The 17,028-nt window shown below is 70.4% G+C and carries 14 protein-coding genes; 6 read left to right on the top strand and 8 right to left on the bottom strand.

Annotated features, from left to right (window positions below):
• The first annotated feature begins 11 nt into the window (after positions 1-11).
• From UA74_RS12750 to UA74_RS12735, 3 genes are all read left to right on the top strand, one after another.
• Positions 12-4,787 (top strand): OmpL47-type beta-barrel domain-containing protein, encoded by a 4,776-nt coding sequence (locus tag UA74_RS12750; RefSeq protein ID WP_083683164.1) that lies wholly within the window; start codon positions 12-14, stop codon positions 4,785-4,787.
• Positions 4,788-4,866: 79 nt separating this feature from the next.
• Positions 4,867-5,556 (top strand): 3-keto-disaccharide hydrolase, encoded by a 690-nt coding sequence (locus tag UA74_RS12745; protein WP_083683163.1) that lies wholly within the window; start codon positions 4,867-4,869, stop codon positions 5,554-5,556.
• A 684-nt stretch (positions 5,557-6,240) separates the two neighbouring features.
• On the top strand, positions 6,241-6,969 hold the full coding sequence (locus UA74_RS12735) for a sugar isomerase domain-containing protein (RefSeq protein ID WP_075740429.1): 729 nt from the start codon (positions 6,241-6,243) through the stop codon (positions 6,967-6,969).
• A 54-nt stretch (positions 6,970-7,023) separates the two neighbouring features.
• Here UA74_RS12735 and UA74_RS12730 read toward each other — a convergent pair whose 3' ends face one another.
• The gene (locus UA74_RS12730) at positions 7,024-7,428 is read right to left on the bottom strand and encodes a winged helix-turn-helix transcriptional regulator (protein ID WP_075740428.1); all 405 of its coding nucleotides are present in this window, start codon (positions 7,426-7,428) and stop codon (positions 7,024-7,026) included.
• A gap of 146 nt (positions 7,429-7,574) precedes the next feature.
• Here UA74_RS12730 and UA74_RS12725 point away from each other — a divergent pair, with 146 nt between their 5' ends.
• On the top strand, positions 7,575-8,300 hold the full coding sequence (locus tag UA74_RS12725; protein ID WP_232237735.1) for an SDR family oxidoreductase: 726 nt from the start codon (positions 7,575-7,577) through the stop codon (positions 8,298-8,300).
• Positions 8,297-8,428 carry a hypothetical protein gene (locus UA74_RS33995; RefSeq protein ID WP_257787506.1) on the top strand — a complete coding sequence of 44 codons (132 nt, stop codon included), beginning with the start codon at positions 8,297-8,299 and terminating at the stop codon, positions 8,426-8,428. The genes UA74_RS12725 and UA74_RS33995 overlap by 4 nt, the downstream gene beginning before the upstream one ends.
• 415 nt (positions 8,429-8,843) lie before the next feature.
• Here UA74_RS33995 and UA74_RS12720 read toward each other — a convergent pair whose 3' ends face one another.
• From UA74_RS12720 to UA74_RS12695, 6 genes are all read right to left on the bottom strand, one after another.
• Entirely contained in the window at positions 8,844-9,650 is an 807-nt protein-coding gene (locus tag UA74_RS12720; protein ID WP_075743744.1) for an enoyl-CoA hydratase/isomerase family protein, read from the bottom strand.
• A 178-nt stretch (positions 9,651-9,828) separates the two neighbouring features.
• Positions 9,829-10,038: a helix-turn-helix domain-containing protein gene (locus tag UA74_RS12715; RefSeq protein WP_075740427.1), complete on the bottom strand. Its 210-nt coding sequence runs from the start codon at positions 10,036-10,038 to the stop codon at positions 9,829-9,831.
• A gap of 176 nt (positions 10,039-10,214) precedes the next feature.
• A complete protein-coding gene (locus UA74_RS12710; RefSeq protein ID WP_075740426.1) occupies positions 10,215-11,843 on the bottom strand; it encodes an ABC-F family ATP-binding cassette domain-containing protein in 1,629 nt (542 codons plus the stop codon).
• 227 nt (positions 11,844-12,070) lie between these two features.
• Positions 12,071-12,631 (bottom strand): hypothetical protein, encoded by a 561-nt coding sequence (locus UA74_RS12705; protein ID WP_075740425.1) that lies wholly within the window; start codon positions 12,629-12,631, stop codon positions 12,071-12,073.
• Positions 12,632-12,904: 273 nt separating this feature from the next.
• Complete coding sequence (locus UA74_RS12700; RefSeq protein ID WP_075743743.1) at positions 12,905-13,624, bottom strand: acVLRF1 family peptidyl-tRNA hydrolase; 720 nt, start codon at positions 13,622-13,624, stop codon at positions 12,905-12,907.
• Positions 13,621-14,220 carry a hypothetical protein gene (locus UA74_RS12695; RefSeq protein ID WP_075740424.1) on the bottom strand — a complete coding sequence of 200 codons (600 nt, stop codon included), beginning with the start codon at positions 14,218-14,220 and terminating at the stop codon, positions 13,621-13,623. Before UA74_RS12695 ends, UA74_RS12700 begins: the two co-directional genes overlap by 4 nt.
• Positions 14,221-14,379: 159 nt before the next feature.
• On the opposite strand from UA74_RS12695, the gene UA74_RS12690 reads away from it, so the two are divergent.
• Positions 14,380-15,105 (top strand): class I SAM-dependent methyltransferase, encoded by a 726-nt coding sequence (locus tag UA74_RS12690; protein ID WP_075740423.1) that lies wholly within the window; start codon positions 14,380-14,382, stop codon positions 15,103-15,105.
• 317 nt (positions 15,106-15,422) lie between these two features.
• Here the strand turns inward: UA74_RS12690 and UA74_RS12685 are convergent, their stop codons facing one another.
• Positions 15,423-16,985: a deoxyguanosinetriphosphate triphosphohydrolase family protein gene (locus UA74_RS12685; protein WP_075743742.1), complete on the bottom strand. Its 1,563-nt coding sequence runs from the start codon at positions 16,983-16,985 to the stop codon at positions 15,423-15,425.
• Positions 16,986-17,028: the final 43 nt, after the last annotated feature.

The following is a 17,028-nucleotide window of genomic DNA, read 5'->3' as shown; positions in this document are numbered from 1 at the left end:
AAAGGACTCGCATGTCATCGATACGCCGTCGCGCACTGGGGCTAGCCCTCGGTGCAGCGCTGCTGGTGCCACTGGCGGGGGTCGCTCCGGCGGTCGCCCAACAGGCAGACCAGCAATCGCCGGACGCGAGCCCCCGGCTCACCCAGGTCCCCGAGGACCTGACGCCCTTCGCCGAGGCAGCGGGCGACTTCGAGAAGATCCAGCTCACCGAGGACGTCGGCGAGCCGATGGCCTTGGCCGTCACCCCGGACGGCCGCGTGCTGATGACCGACCGACGCGGCATCATCAAGATCTTCAACCCGGACAGCTACAACGTGACCACCGCCGCGGAGATCCAGGTCTACGCAGGCGAGGAGGACGGGCTCCAGGGCATCGCCGTGGACCCCGACTTCGAGGAGAACGGCTGGGTCTACACCTATTACTCCCCACCGGACCCCGAGCCGCGCAACCGCCTGTCCCGATTCACGCTCGAAGGCGACGTGATCGACCGCGACAGCGAGCAGATCATCCTGGAAGTGCCCACGCAGCGCGACCTGTGCTGTCACGTGGGCGGTGACATCGACTTCGACTCCGAGGGCAACCTGTACCTGTCCACCGGAGACAACACCAACTCCTGGGCCTCCGACGGGTACACCCCCATCGACGAGCGCGAGAGCCGGTCGGCCTTCGACGCGCAGCGGTCCTCCGGCAACACCAACGACCTGCGCGGCAAGCTCCTGCGCATCCACGTCGAGGACGACGGCAGCTACACCATCCCCGAGGGCAACCTGTTCCCGGAGGGCACCGAGGGCACCCGCCCCGAGGTCTACTACATGGGCCTGCGCAATCCCTTCCGATTCAGCGTCGACCAGGAGACCGACCGGATCTTCCTCGGCGTCGTCGGGCCGGACGCGCGGGACGGCAACCCCGAGCGGGGTCCGCACGCCTACGACGAGGTCTACCTCATGGACGGCCCCGGCAACGGCGGCTGGCCCTTCTGCATGGGGCCCAACGAGCCCTACCGGGACTACGACTTCGCCACCGGCGAGTCCGGCCCGGCCTTCGACTGCGACGCCCCGGTCAACGACTCCCCCAACAACACGGGCCTGACCGACCTGCCGCCCGCCACGCCTGCGGACATCTTCTACACCTACGGCTGCTCCGAGGAGTTCCCCGAGATCTCCTGTGAAGGCGGCAACTCCGCCTTCGGCGGGCCGGTGTACCGCTACGACGAATCGCTCGACTCGCCGACCAAGTTCCCCGAGTCGTACGACGGCGCACACTTCTTCTACGAATACTCAAGAAACTTCGTGGCGGACGTCCGGTTCGACGAGAACGGCGACTACTCCTCGATGACGCCGTTCCTCGAGGAATTGGACTTCAACCAGCCGATGGACATGGAGTTCGGCCCGGAGGGCTCGCTCTACGTCATCGAGTACGGCGGCGGGTTCTTCACCCCCGGCACCTACGCCGGGCTGTACCGGATCGACCACACCCAGGGTGTGCAGTCCCCGGACGTCTCGCTGGCCACCACCGAGACCTCGGGCGAAGCCCCGCTCGAGGTGACCTTCGACGCCACCGGCACCTCCGACCCCAACGGCGGCGACCTGACCTACGCCTGGGACTTCGAGGGTGACGGCGTCGACGACGCCGACGGCATCACCGGCACGCACACCTACACCGAGGCAGGCGTCTACAACGCCAAGCTCACCGTGACGAACTCGGCGGGCCGGGAGACCGTGCGCCGGGTGACGATCACGATCGGCAACTTCGCTCCGCAGGTCGAGTTCACCACTCCGGGCGACGGAAGTCTCTTCGAGTGGGGCGACCGGGTGGCCTACGACGTCTCGGTGGAGGACCAGGAGGACGGCAGCATCGGGGACGGCATCAGCTGTTCCGCCGTCACCGTGCAGACCGCGCTCGGCCATGACGTGCACGCCCACCCGCAGAGCAACATCCAGAACTGCGAGGGCGTCACGACGATCCAGGAGGACGGCGGACACGGCGGCGACGCCAACCTGTTCTACGTGCTGCGCTCCAGCTACGAGGACCGAGGCAACGAGGGCGTCGCAGCCACCTCCGGCGAGCACGAGATCATCCTCCAGCCCAAGCGCAAGCAGGCCATCTACCACGACGGCTCCGAAGGCGTGGAGACCATCGACGACGAGGCCGCCGAAGGCGGTCGCGCCCTGGGCAGCGTGCACGCGGGCGACTGGGTCTCCTTCTCCCCATACAACCTGTCCATGATCGACTCCGTGCGGCTGACCGCGGCAGGCCTGGCGGGCGGCACCGTCGAGCTGCGGGCGAACGCACCCGACGGCGAGCTCATCTCCTCGACCGAGGTCCCGGCGGGCTCCGGCGAGTACGTCGAACTCGACCCGGTGGAGATCACCGCACCAGAGGGCACCTTCGAGCTGTTCGTGGTGTTCGACGGCGAGTCCGATCAGGAACTCCTGAACCTGAACTACTTCGAGTTCGACGGTCTCGGCGCGGCAGGCCCCAGGGTCATCCACGCCGAGTCGGACGTGTCGCGAGGCGCCGCACCGCTCACCGCCAACCTCACGGTCTCCGGGGAGGCGCTGCCCGAGGGCACCACCTTCGCCTGGGATCTGGGTGACGGGAACACCGCCGAGGGCGCGGCCGTGTCGCACTCCTACGAGGCGACCGGGGAGTACACGGCCTCGGTGACCGCCACCGACGCCGACGGCGTGGTGCGGGGCACCGCCGAGACGGCGGTGTCGGTCTTCGATCCGATCGACGGCACCATCGAGGTCACCCCGGAGTCGGCCGAACTCGAGACCCGGGACCAGCAGCAGGTCTCGGCGACGTTCACGCCCGGCGAGGGAACGCCCGCCGACAGCCCGGTGAGCATCGAGGTCTACCGGTCCTCCCCCGCCAGCGACCTCCCGCCGGGACACACCGAGGGTGAGCCCTACGTCCGCGTCGAGCAGCACATCGCGGAGCCCGACGAGAACGGCACCGTCGCCTTCGACTACACGAGCACGGTCGGCGCAACCGACCACATCGTGGCCTGCCTCGGCTACGGCGGCTCGTGTGTGCGGGGCGAGAGCCTGGTCGTCACCGACGACGGCCCGGTCAACCTCCGTGACGACCTCGCACTCGACGACGGCGTCGTGACCTGGCAGGCCACCGCCGACGAAGAGGGCTGGATCACCCTGTACGACGGCAAGAGCCTGGCGGGCTGGGACCACGTCGGTCAGGGCGGCTTCGAGGTGACCGAGGAAGGCCTGTTGGCACCGCAGTCCGGTGGATTCGGCATCCTCTACTACGCCGACGCCGAGTTCGAGGACTACGTCATGGAGGCGGAGTACGAGAGCTTCAGCGTCAGCGCGAACTCCGGTCTGTTCCAGCGCTTCCCCGACCCGCAGGGCGACGCGGGCGTGCCCGGTCGTGAGGGCTACGAGGTCGCGATCCTCGACCGCGTCGACGACGTGGTCAACCGGACCGGCTCGATCAGCGGCCTGATGGCGGCGAAGTACCTGACCGCCAAGCCTCCGTACGGCGGCTGGAACCTCTTCGAGATCGAGGTCACCGGCGATCAGTACAACGTGGTCCTCAACGACCGCGTGGTCACCGAGTACACGGGCGACGGAAGCCGGGGTCAGGGCGGACACATCGGGCTGGAGAACAGCAACTCCAACCAGCTCCACTTCCGCAACATCCGGATCAAGCCGACGGGTGACGGCGGCGGTGAGGACACGACGGCTCCGGTGACCACGGCGAGCACCACGCCGAGCGAGCCCGACGGCCAGGAAGGCTGGTACACCACCAGCCCCGTCCAGATCACCCTCGAGGCCACCGACGACGCCAGCGACGTCGCCACCACCGAATACCGCATCGGCGACGGCGACTGGACCACCTACGAAGAACCGATCACCCTCACCGACGACGGCACCCACACCGTCGACTACCGCTCCACCGACACCGCAGGCAACACCGAAGACACCCAGACCCTCGACATCGCCCTCGACACCACCGCACCCACCACCGAGGCCACCTTCCCCGACTCCTCCGACGGCGGCTGGCACGACGGTGAGGTCACCGTCGCGCTCGCGGGCACCGACGAGGGCAGCGGAGTGGCCAGGACCGAGTGGAGCCTCGACGGCGGCGACTGGACCGCCTACGAGGAGCCGGTGTCGGTGTCCGGCGAGGGACCGCACTCGCTGCTCTACCGGACCGTCGACGTGGCGGGCAACGTGGAGGACGAGAAGGCCGCCACCATCCTCATCGACCCCACCGCACCCACCCTGGTGGTCGCGGGCGTGGCCGATGGACGGGTCTACGGCGACGCCACCGACCTCGTCCTGCACTGGCAGGCCGAGGACAACACGTCAGGGCTGGACTCCGTGATCGGCACCCTCAACGACGAGGACATCGACTCCGGCAACTACGTGGCCCTGTACCAGCTCCCGCTGGGCATGCAGGAGCTCTCCGTCACCGCGACGGACCTGGCGGGCAACACCACGGAGCAGACGGTGGCCTTCGCCACCACCACCTCCACCCGCGACATCAGCCAGCTGATCGACCGATTCCGCGCCACCAACCGACTCTCCCTCACCGCCACCACCCAGCTCCGCACCCAACTCACCACCGCGCGGCTGGCCGAGGCACAGGGCGACGACCACGCCACCATCGAGGAGCTCCAGACGCTCCAGACCCTCGTGGCGGACACCACCCTCGTCACCGCGGAGGACATCCGCAGCACCCTCGACCGCGACATCCAGGCGGTCATCGACACCATCGAGGGAGTGGCGGTGACGGGCGCCTCGGACAACGCTGTCGAGTGAGGCGCACGCAGTGAGACGAAGGGGCGGACCGACGACGACGTCGGTCCGCCCCGCCCTCCCAGCTCAGGAAGGACACACGATGCGCGGAACACGACGAGCCCTCGGGATGGCACTCGCGGGCGTGACGCTGAGCGGCCTGATGTCCACCGGTCTCGCGGTCGGCGCGGGCGCGGCGCCCGCTCCGGAGCCGCAGGTCGCGAAGGACCCCACCGCCAAGGCCTGTGAGGCCCCGGTGCGACTGTTCGACGGCAGCACCACCGAAGGCTGGTATCAGGCGGGTCCCGGCGGCTTCGACGTCGTCGACGGCACCCTCCAGACCCGCGACGGCATGGGCCTGCTCTGGTATGACGAGCGAGAGTTCGGCGACTACATCCTCATGCTCGACTGGCGGGTCACCGCCGAGACGGACAATGCAGGCGTCTTCGTCCGATTCCCCGACCCCGGCGACGACCCGTGGGTGGCCGTCGACGAGGGCTACGAGATCCAGATCAACGACAACCCGGCAGGCGATCCGCAGAAGACCGGCGCCATCTACAACCACCAGGAGCCCAGCTCGTATCCGTCCAACGAGGTCGGCGAGTGGAACCGCTACGTCATCAAGATCGTGGACGAGCGGTACCAGGTGTTCCTGAACGGCACGCTGGTCAACGACTTCACCAGCACCGACCCGGCGCGGGGGCTGGAAGGGTACGTGGGCCTGCAGAACCACGACCCGGACACCCGCACCCAGTTCCGCAACATCTGGGTCCAGCCGCTGTGTGACCAGTAGTCCGCCACTCTCCAGGTCTGCTCTGGCCGTCGCCAGGCCGTAGCAGCAGGCAGCAGCGCCGTCGGCGCCCTCCGTCACCGTCACCGGAGGGCATCGGCGGCGTCTGTCGTCTTTCGGGCCCGGTCCCGGCGGCGTCGGCGAGTCCCCCGGCGAGCGGCCCGTGCCGAAGAACGACAACGTCCTCGTCGTCCTCGTCGTCCTCGTCGCAGGTCGGCGACGATCGGCAGGCACCGCCGACGATTCCGGTCGCCACGAGCAACGAGCCGGGGCGGGACGGTGGTCCGGAGGGGGAATGGTCCAGCCGAGACAGACCGGGCGTGCCGAGCAGTGCGAATCAAGGATGCCGGGCCTGCCCGAGTCCGGCCGCGCAGTCGGCTGACCACGACATCGCACGCGGCCGACTGACCGCAGCTGTCCGAGACAGCGAGGGAAGCCGAGAGGTCTCACTCCTCGGTCGAGACGAGCTGCTTGGTTCGGCCGCCCGTGAGACGCCGCTTCAGCTCGGTCGCGACGGTCTCAGCTCGCCTCGGCGGTGCCCCGACCCCGATCGCCGAAACCCCAGGGCGCCCCGTCGATACGCGCTTCCCCACGCTGCCGCCTGAACCAGGCCCAGTCACCGGCGGTGCCTGCTCCACGGGCGGGTGTGGTATAGACCAGTCGATGATTCCGGCGAAGGAGGCGGCGATGGCCGACACCACCACTACCACGAGCTTCGGCGAGCTCACCCGAACGCACTTGGCGGCAGTGGAGGCAGCCAACGCGGCGTCCGTCGACGCCGCGGCGACGGCGATCCTGGCGACGATCGAGGCAGGCGCCACCGTCTACACGGCAGGCGCCGGGCATTCACTGGCCGCCGTCGCGGAGACCTTCTATCGAGCGGGCGGACTCGCCTGTGTACGTCCGCTCTACCACCGTGATCTGCTGCCGATGCACGGTGCGCGCAGCAGCACCTTCGCCGAGCGCAGGCCGGGCCTGGCTGCCGAGGTGCTCGCCTCGATCACGCTCACCCGCGACGACACCCTGGTGGTCTTCTCCCACTCCGGCATCAACCCCTATCCGGTCGAGCTGGCCGAGGCGGGCCGGGCCGCAGGCTGCCGAGTGATTGCCGTGACCTCACAGATCGCGTCGGCGAACGCACCCCGCCGCGCGCACAGCACGGTCGCCGAACAGGCGGACGTCGTGCTCGACACCCTCGTGCCGCCCGGCGACGCGGCTTATCCGGTCGAGGCGCCTGCCACCGGCCCGCTGTCCTCCCTCACCACCGGATTCCTGTGGAACCTCGTCCTGGTGGCGCTGCACGACCGCTCCACGGCCGAACTGCCCCGCTGGCGCAGCGCGAACGTGGCAGGCGGCGACGAGGCCAACCGAGTGCTCTTCGACGAACAACTCGTCTCGGTTCCCGAGCTGGGCTGACCCCGAGGCGATCCGCCAGGCCCGACTGCGGCGCCGCCGTCACCCGACGCACGCTCACCCGCCGCCGTGCAGCTCGTCGTGTCGTCGCTGGGCGGTGACGATGTCGTCTGCCCGCACCGCGATCCAGTCGAGCATCTGCTGTAGCGGAACGGTCAGCTCTCGCCCCATCTCGGTGAGCGAGTATGAGACGCGCGGCGGGATGCTGGCCTCGACCTCGCGGCGCAGCAGTCCGTCGCGCGTCAGCGCGCGCAGATTCTGGGCGAGCATCTTCTCGCTGATCCCGCCGATTCGGTCGCGGAGCAGGTAGAACCGCAGCGGCCCGTCCTGCAGCGCCGCGAGGATCAGCACACCCCACCGGCCCGCGATGTGGGTGAGGATCACCCGTCCAGGGCAGTCGCTGTTGAACGCGTCACCCTTCGGATCGGGAGCGCCCCCGGTCGCCTGCACACCTACGTCCACCTCGCCAACTTACCGACAGGTTGGCTCTTACAAAAAGTAAGCCTGACTCCTACGGTGATCGTCGCCCGCCATCCCGACGGGCGACGGCGACCACCCGCTCCCGGCAGGACGCGAGAACGCCGGGCGGACGACGAGAAGGAGCAGCCATGTCGGAAACCACCATGACGTTGGTGATCGGCGCCACGGGCCACGTCGGCGGGCAGGTGGCCGCGCTGCTCGCCGAGAACGGCTCGCCGGTCCGCGCGCTGGTCCATCGACCCGAGGCCCGACTGCCCGTCGGTGTGGAGGCCGTACGAGGGGATCTCACCGACCTCACCTCCCTACGAGCCGCGCTGCCGGGGGTGGACGCGGTCTTCCTGGTCTGGCCGCTGGGCACTCCCGAGTCCGCACCCGCGATCATGGACGTGCTCCACGACAGCGTGCGGCGCGTCGTCTTCCTCTCGACCCTCGCCGTCGACGATGATCTCGAGGAGCAGGACAATGCGATCGGTGCGCTGCACGTGGTCGTGGAGGACGCCATCCGGCGGTCCGGTCTGGAATGGACGTTCCTGCGCCCCGCCGAGTTCGCCACCAACACGCTGCAATGGGCGGCCGACATCCGTGCCGGGTCGGTGGTCCGGGGCGCGTTCGGCGCGGCGGCCGGGACGTTGATCCATGAGCGCGACATCGCCGAGGTCGGGGTGCGGGCATTGCTCGGGCCGGGCCGCGTGGGGCGAAGCCATGTGCTGACCGGCACGCAGACCCTCACCCAGATCGAGCAGGTGCGCATCCTCGGTGAGGTGATCGGTCGTCCACTGCACTGGGAGGAGCTCCCTCCCGAGGCGGCCAGGGAGCGCCTGCTGAGTGGCTGTCCAAGGACTTCGCCGACGTGATGCTCGCGGGTCGCGCCGCGATGGTGGACCAGCCGCTCGGGCCGATCTCGACCGTGCAGGAGGCCGTCGGCAGCCCGGCACGATCCTTCCGGCAGTGGGCGATCGACCACGCCGACGACTTCCGCTGACGGACACCTCCTCGGCGGCGCGAGCCGCGAGGGCAGACCTTCGGGCCACGGCCGCCCTCGCGAGGCACGGTGCCGAGGAGACGACGCGCACTCGATGCCGCCTCGAGCCGACCCGCGAGACGTCCAGCCCGACGAACGCGCACCGCCGTCCGACCGCGAGCGCACGCGGAACCTCGAGGTCCGTCCCAGGACGGGACGGCGAGGCACCACATCGGCATTCCTACGTCCGCACGGGCCCGCCACACAGGACCGCGCGCGGGACCCACCCGATGCGCAGCCTGCCTGCGACGCCGTCCTCGATCGACAGGGCGACGGCAGGCACGACGAGAGACCGAAGAGGCGGGCACCCCCGCCCTCCGATGTCGTCCGTCACCCACGAGACCCGGACCAGCCGGGTGTCTTTCCCTCGTCGTGCCTAGTCGCCCGATCCTCGGACCAGCCGCGTGACTAATCGCAGCTGCGCCGCTCGCTCCGCCGCAGCCTGCACTGCCTGCGGGGCGCCGTCGGCCGCGTCGGAGAGCAGTCGCACCGTCTCCGACACCGACTCCCGTGGGGCGGCGAGCACCGACTCGACGAGCCGGTCCACCGCCGCAGGAAGTTCGGTCGAGGTCACGACCTCGTTGGCCAGGCCGATCCGGAGCGCCTCATCGGCGCCGACGAATCGGCCGGTCACGCACAGCTCCACGGCTCGCGCATAGCCCACCAACCGCACGAGCCAGGATGTACCACCCAGGTCGGGCACCAGCCCGAGCCTGGTCTCGACCATCGCGAACTGCACGTCCTCGGTCACGATCCGCAGATCGCAGGCCAAGGCGAGTTGCAGTCCCGCACCGATCGCGTGACCGTGCACCGCCGCGATAGTCAACCGTTCCGGCCGGGCCAGCCACGCGAACCCGGCCTGGAACTCCGCGATCCTGGCATCGGCCTCGTCGGGCGGGAGTGCCGCCAGTGACGGCAGTCCCGGCATCCCGTCGACACCGTCCACGGTGAACAGCCCGCGGTCCAGCCCCGAGGAGAAGGACCGCCCCGTTCCCGCGATCACCACCACGCGCACGGAGTCGGGCAGTGTCTGCCCGATCCGATGTAAGGCCTCCCAGGTTCGAGGCGTCTGCGCGCCCCGTACCTCGGGTCGATCCAGCGTGATCGTGGCCCGAGGACCGTCGACGGCCAGTCGGACGCCCGCACGACGCAGCGTGTCGACGTCCACCGGTTCGTCTGTCACCCGACGGCCTCCCTCGATCCGCCGCGCTGCGGGCGCGACGGCTGCCTTCCGGACGCGATGTCGCACGTCCTGTTCTCTCTGACACCGATCTCGAGGACTCCGATCTCTCGGCTCCCGATCTCAGTGGGGGGAACCGGGGACTCGGCCGGGCAATGCCGTCCGAACCCCGGTCTCGTGATCACTTCTTCTTCGTTCGGGTAGCGCCCCCACGCCCCCGCAGCTGCACGCCGGATTCGCTGAGGACCCGATGAACGAAGCCGTACGAGCGACCGGTTGACTCGGCCAGGGCACGAATGCTCGCGCCCTTCTCGTACTTCTTCTTCAGATCCGTCGCAAGCTTGTCCCGTGCGGCGCCGGTGATGCGGGCGCCCTTCTTCAGGTCAGCCACCTTGTCCCGCCTTCCGTCCGAGCAGGTCGGGCCCCTTGCGGCCCCCGTCGGGGCAATGATCGAACACGAACAGCATTAATGCCAGGCGATCATGGGAAAACATCGCAAAGTGTTCATCGCCGTACTGTCCGTCATCATCGCTGACCAGGGGGTATCACGAAGTCACCGCGCGTCGATCAGGCGAGCTGTACCAGCTCCAGATAATCCTCAGACCAGTGATCCTCGGTGCCGTCCGGCAGAAGAATCACCCGTTCGGGTTCGAGGGCTTGCACTGCACCCGGGTCGTGTGTCACAAGGATCACCGCACCCTTGTACGTCCGGAGCGCCTCGAGCACCTGTTCCCGGCTCGCCGGGTCGAGGTTGTTGGTCGGCTCGTCGAGGAGCAGGACGTTGGCCGCGCTGGACACCAGGCCCGCGAGCGCCAGCCGGGTCTTCTCACCGCCGGACAGCGTGCCCGCAGGCTGGTCGAGCTGCTCCCCGGTGAACAGGAAGGCCCCGAGCAGGGTCCTGAGCTGTTGAGCGGGTGCGTCGGGGGCGGCGTGCTGGATGTTCTCCCAGACGCTCGCCGAGTGGTCCAGCGTCTCGTGTTCCTGGGCGTAGTAGCCGATGCGCAGGCCGTGGCCGGGGATCACCGAGCCAGCGTCGGGCGTCTCCCGCCCGCCGATCATCCGCAGCAGGGTCGTCTTGCCCGCACCGTTGAGCCCCAGCACCACCACGCGGGAGCCTCGGTCGACGGCCAGGTCGACGCCCGTGAAGATCTCCAGCGAGCCGTAGGACTTCGACAGGCCCTCGGCCGTCAGCGGCGTCCGGCCGCAGGGCGCGGGGGCCGGGAAGACGATCCTGGCGACCTTGTCGGAGACGCGCTGCTCGTCGAGGCCGGCCAGCAGCTTGTCGGCTCGCTTGGCCATGTTCTGCGCCGCGACGGCCTTGGTGGCCTTGGCGCGCATCTTGTCCGCCTGCGCCATCAGGGCCGAGGCCTTCTTCTCGGCGTTGGCCCGCTCGCGGCGGCGACGCTTCTCGTCGGTCGCCCGTGCCTCCAGGTAGCGCTTCCACTCCATGTTGTAGATGTCGACCTCGCTGCGGGTCGCGTCGAGGAACCACACCTTGTTGACGACGGCCGCCAGCAGCTCCACGTCGTGGCTGATCACGATCAGGCCGCCGGTGTGCGAGCGCAGGAAGTCGCGAAGCCAGACGATGGAGTCCGCGTCCAGGTGGTTGGTGGGCTCGTCCAGCAGCAGCGTCGTCTCGGACCGGCCGCCGGGGCCGGACTCCGAGGCGGCGAACAGGATACGCGCGAGCTCCACTCGACGCCGTTGACCACCGGAGAGGGTGCTCAGCGGCTGGGTCAGGATGCGGTCGGCGAGGCCGAGGTTGGAGCAGATCCGCGCCGCCTCGCTCTCGGCCGCGTAGCCGCCGAGGGAGGAGAACCGGTCCTCCAGCCGCCCGTACCGCCGGATCGCCTCATCGCGCTTGCGCTCGTCGACCAGCTCCGCCATCGCGTTCTGCGCCTTCTCCATCTCGCGCAGCAGCTCGTCGAGGCCCCTGGCGGAGAGGACACGGTCCTTCGCGGCCACCGAGAGGTCTCCCTCCCTGGGGTCCTGCGGCAGGTAGCCCAGCTCGCCGGTCCGACGGGCCTCGCCCCCGTAGGGCGCCCCCTCGCCTGCCAGCACCTTCAGCGTGGTGGTCTTCCCTGCGCCGTTGCGGCCGACGAGGCCGATGCGGTCGCCGCCCTGCACTCGCAGGTTGGCGTCCGCGAGCAGGATGCGCGAACCCGCGCGCAGTTCGAGATCGGTCGCAGTGATCAAGAGAGAACTCCGAGAAAGAGACGTGTGGTCACGGGCATGAGAGAGCCGCTCGTCGAGAACGCGACGAGCCTGCCCATAGGTCAATCGATGCGGACCACGCATCCCAGTGTACGGGTCGGATCAACGGGGTTTCCCGGCGCCGAGTGCGCAGGCGAGCGGGCGGCACCGAGCCCGCAGGTGAGCAGACGCCGCCGTGGCGCCGAAGCGCTGCCGAGGGAGACGTCGCGTCAGAGGCGACGGTGGTCGACGTGGCCTGCATCGACGCCGACGCCCCGAACACCCGCCATCCGTCGGTCAGAACGGCCTCCCCGCGTCGACTCATCCGCCCCGGAGACCACCCGGGCCACCGGGGGCCACAGCAGGCGGTCGCAGGTGCCGTCACGCCCTGCGTCGCACCGAGGCAGGCGCATCGATCGCGCCGAGGGCAGGCAGGCTCCGTCACCGCGTCGGTGCTCGCCGGTCGAGCCGGACATCCACCGACGCCGTCGACGTCGATCTCGCCGCAGGCCGTGTCGGTCCAGCCAGGCCGCGAGGGAGGCCGCGATCGCATCGGGCTGGTCCTCCGGGGTGTGATGACCGGCGACGAGCGGGTGCCCGACGATCTCCAGGCCCGTGATCGTGGCCGCACACCACTCGAGGAGCGCAGGCCCCGTCATCGTCCCCGGCCCCGGCTCGAAGGTGCGGAGCAGCTTGGGGACGTCGGCGCTGTCGGCGAGCCACTCGCCGTACCTGGTGACCCTGGCCACCACGTCGGCGGGTTCCCCGCCGAGCGCATCGCCGTGGGCCATTGTAGGAGAGGCAGCCGATCGGCCCAGGTCGGATACGGCCGTCGGTAGACGGCGAGGTCCTCCTCGCTGAGGCCACCGGCGACCGTGGCAGGCAGGACCTGTGCGACGGGGCTCGTCCGAGACGGCGGTCTGCTCCACTCGACCGGTCGGCACCGGGACCGCCGCCGATCGGCGCTGCCCGGCACCGCCCTGCGACGTGGACCCTCGAGTCGTTCGCCCGGCGGGTCGCGGCCGGTGACCGGACCACGACGGCTCTCACGGCGGGAGCCCCCGTCAAGCTCCGTCCGAGGTTCGGTCCGAGCGTTCGACGACCACGACCTCCACGGCGAGCGCCCGTCGCGCGGCCTCGTCCAGCACGACCCGGCGCGGCTCGACCACGTCCAGCACCCTGGGCTCGGCGATGGCGAACAGCGGGGCCAGCCGAGGATCGGCCCGCACCTCGTCCAGCGCGGTCCGGTCGCCGCCCAGCACCACGGCGTCCAGCGTCGGCGCCTCGGGCAGCAGCACCTCGAACGTCGCCTCGCCCGCCGCCGACAGCGACACCCTGGCCTGACCCGCTCGGCGGCGGGCGAACCGCTGCTGAGACCAGCCGCCCGCCTTGTTCCGGCCGTGGACCTGCCGCCTGCCCGTGCGGGAGACCGTCACCCGGCCGTCCACCGCCACGCCCACGCTGTAGCCGCCGAGGCGGACCAGCACCAGACCGATCCGTCGCGACCGCAGCACGTGCTCGACGAGCACCTCGACCGCCCGGTCCGGCGATCCGCCCTCGCCCGCGCCGAGACCGGCGCTGCGCCCGTCGGTCAGGCCACCGAAGGGGACGACCACGGAGGCGCGGGCCCCGTCGGACGCGATGACCCGGACCTCCCCCGCGGTGGTCTCCGTCGCGGCGAGACCGCCGTGACGTCCGGCGAACCGCTCGAACCAGCCTGCGAGTCGCGCGGGCTCGACCTCCACCGCCCGGCCGCCGCCCGCGACGCTGCGCACCCGGCTCATCGCGGCGCCACCGCGACCCACACCGGCAGCGGGTGGCCGCTCTCCGCAGGTGAGAGCCGCTGTACCCCGACGAAGCCCGCGATCTCGAAGGCCTGGGCGATCTGGTCTCGGCTGAGCACACGGTGCCGGGTGGACGTGCTGTGGGCGACCTCCCAGCGGCCCTGGATGCGGTGCAGCCGCATCACTTCCAGGCCGTAGCCGGTGCCGTCCTCGGCCCAGTCCCAGAGCTGCACGATGATCTGTCTCGTCTCGCCCACCCCGGTGACCTTCGGCGGCGGCGCCGTCGGGCGAAGGCTGCGGAGTCCGCTGAGCTCGGGGACCGCCGCCACCACCAGTCCCCCGGGTCGCAACGCCCGCCGCGCGGCGGCGAGGGCGCCGCTCACACTGCCCTCGTGGGCGAGCTGCGGGAGGACGTCGTCGCCGACCCGCACCACGTCGAGGCGCTCAGTCAGCCGCCCGTCGAGCACGTCGAGCAGTTCGGCGGTCCGGTGTTGTTCGGACCCCAGCACCGCCTCGGCCACCTGTCCGAGGGCATCCGGTCGCGCAGCGGAGCCCGCCGAGGCGTGCACGCTGCCGGGAAATCGGCCGCCGGTCATCTCAGAGAGACTAGTGCCGAGACTGATCACGACTGTTCGTGACATCACCTCGGTCGACGCTGCTCCGGAGCCGGGTCGCCCGCCTGCTGGCGAGGGCAGGCCCCGGCGGATCGGGAGATCCGCTTGCCGACCGGCTCGGCGAGACGAGACAGTGCCGCGATGTACTCCGACGTCGAGGCCGCCGCACTCTACGACCGCCTCAATCCCTGGGGGCCGAGCGACGACTTCTACCTGGGATTCGTGATGGCCGCTCCCACCGTGCTGGACGTCGGCTGTGGCACCGGCATGCTGCTGCACCGGGCCCGCGAGTCCGGGCATTCCGGACGGCTCTGCGGGCTGGACCCGGATGCCTCGGCGTTGGCGAGGGCCCGCCGACGCGGCGACGTCGAGTGGGTGACGGGCCGAGCCGAGGACATCGCGTGGCGCCGGGAGTTCGATCTGGCGCTCATGGCGAGCAACGCGTTCCAGGTCCTGGTCACCGACGCCGAGCTGCGTGCATCCCTGCGGGCGATCCGAGCCGCGCTGGTCGACGGAGGTCAATTCGTCTTCGGCACCCGCAATCCGTCGGCACGGGCGTGGGAACGCTGGAATCCCGAGAACGCCACCGACCTCGTCGACGACGCGGGGCGCGAGCTGCGCGTGACGCACCACGTCGAGTCCGTCCTCGCCGACGTGGTCACGTTCACCGAGACCACCGCGACCCGCGACGGCGAGCCGCTGCGCGTCGATCGGACGTCCCTTCGCTTCCTGGACGTTGCAGGATTGGAGGGCTTCCTTGGTGCGGCGGGTCTCGAGGTGGAGGCCCTTCATGGGGACTGGTCGCGGGGTGCGCTCACCGACACGAGCACCGACATCGTGGTCGTCGCCCGCGCCGCACGGCCATGACGGGACAGAACCGGGCACCGGCAGGGCAGGGCAGGGCTTCGCCGAGCCTCGCAGGCGTTGAGCGACGACGACACGCGGGGCGCACTCCTCCGTCACGTCGACGCCCGTGTCGAGTCGCTGCGCTGTCCGGCTGCGGTGATCTGACCTCGATCGGGGGCACTCCCGGGTGCGCCGTCGGTCGGACCTGCGCCGGGCTGCACCCGGCCGCCGGGTGAGACGACGCGGCCGGTCACCACACCGCAGGCGACCGGGACGGAGTCGGGCGGATGTCATGCCGCTGCGCCACAGCCCGCACCCACCGGAGCCGATCGGAAGTCTCAGAGGACGAACGCATCAGCCCAGGTCTGGCCGGAGCGGCCGGACAACGCGTCCATCAACGCCACTGCCTGTCGATCACTGAGCGAGGCGACGAAGTCGACGACGGCGCGGCCTCTCGCGAGCGCGTGCACGGCGTCGCGGCCCGCAGGCACCTCGCCGGTCGGCCCGGCCAGCAGGGTCGGCTCGGTCGACGCCAGCGCCTGATACTCCTGATCGGCCAGCTCCACGAGGTCATGCAGCCTGCGCGGCAGCCGCGCCGCCTCCATCCGGTCGGTCAGCCACTGCTCCAGGGCCTCGACGAGCGTGGTGAGCAGCCGGGCCTGGCCGCGCTGATGGAGTGCCAGGTCGGGCCGCAGCAGCACGAAGTGTCGGTGGATGAACTTGAGCACCTGGACGTCGTGCCACTGCTGCGGCGCCAGGACGATGTGCGCGGAGCGCGTCGTCGGCTCCGCGACCACGCGGACGCCCGCGACCAGCCTGCTCGTCCAGCTCGTCGAGAACCGCGCGACGGTCTGCTCCGCCTCGTTCGAGCCGTCGAAGGGCACGGCGAGGAGGCTGTCGACGACCTCCCGCTCCACCCGGCTCACCGCCGCGTCGAAGGCGTCGTCGTCGACGATCCAGGAGTCCTTCAGGTGCAGTCTGCGCCGTAGGCCCTCCAGCGCGTGACCCGGTTGGCGGGCCCGCGCGGCGAGGTCGGCGTCGGACAGCGCGCCGAGGGCGATCGACCGGCTGCGCCAGCCGTGCAGCTCGGCCCACACCGTGGCGTGCTGTAGGACGCCGACCCGATGAAAATCGTCGAGGTCGTGGATCGCGTAGGCGATGTCATCAGCGGTGTCCATCACGGCCGCCTCCACCGTCTGCTGCCAGTCCGGGATACGGCCGAGGAAGGGAGCGCGGGCCTGTGCGAGGTCGTCGAGTTCGGTGACGTAGACGGAGAACTTGGCCGATCCGGTGCCGGGGAAGTCCGCAGGCTCCGTGGCGCCACGCGGCGGCACCGTCATCGACCTGGGATGCGGACGGGGCCGGGAGAGTCTGGTCCAGGGGTACTTCAGCACCGAGGCGCGGACCGCAGCAGTCAGGTCGAGGCCGGTGGCGGAGACCGCAGCGACCGGCGGTCCGCCCGGATCGGTGGTGGTGATGATCCGGAACGACTGCGCATTGCCCTCGAAGCCGTCGGCGAGGCCGAAGCGATTGCGGGCCAGCCGGTCCAGGACCTGCTCGCCGAGGTGCCCGAACGGCGGGTGGCCGAGGTCGTGAGCCAGCGAGGCCGCCTCGACGACGTCGACGTCCAGGCCGCCCAGCTTCTCGACGAGCCTCGCCGCGGCGGGGTCGGTGCGGAGGCGTTCCGCGATGCCTCTGGCGATCTGGGCGACCTTCAGGCTGTGGGTGAGCCTGTTGTGCAGCAGCAGACCGGAGCCGGTCGGGCTGACCACCTGGGTGACTCCGCCGAGCCGGGAGAAGAACGGCGACGCGGCGACGCGGTCTCGGTCGACGCGGAAGGGCAGGGCGGACAGATCCGACGGCGTCCGCACCGCGCCGGACCGCCGCGACGCGCGCAGCATCTCTGGTGTCGTCTCCTCGGTCACCCGACGACCGTATCCCCGA

The organism is Actinoalloteichus fjordicus, from assembly GCF_001941625.1.
In the GTDB taxonomy this organism is placed as follows: Bacteria; Actinomycetota; Actinomycetes; order Mycobacteriales; family Pseudonocardiaceae; genus Actinoalloteichus_A; species Actinoalloteichus_A fjordicus.
Note: the sequence above shows the minus strand (reverse complement) of the source record. Positions and strands in the feature narration are given on the sequence as shown.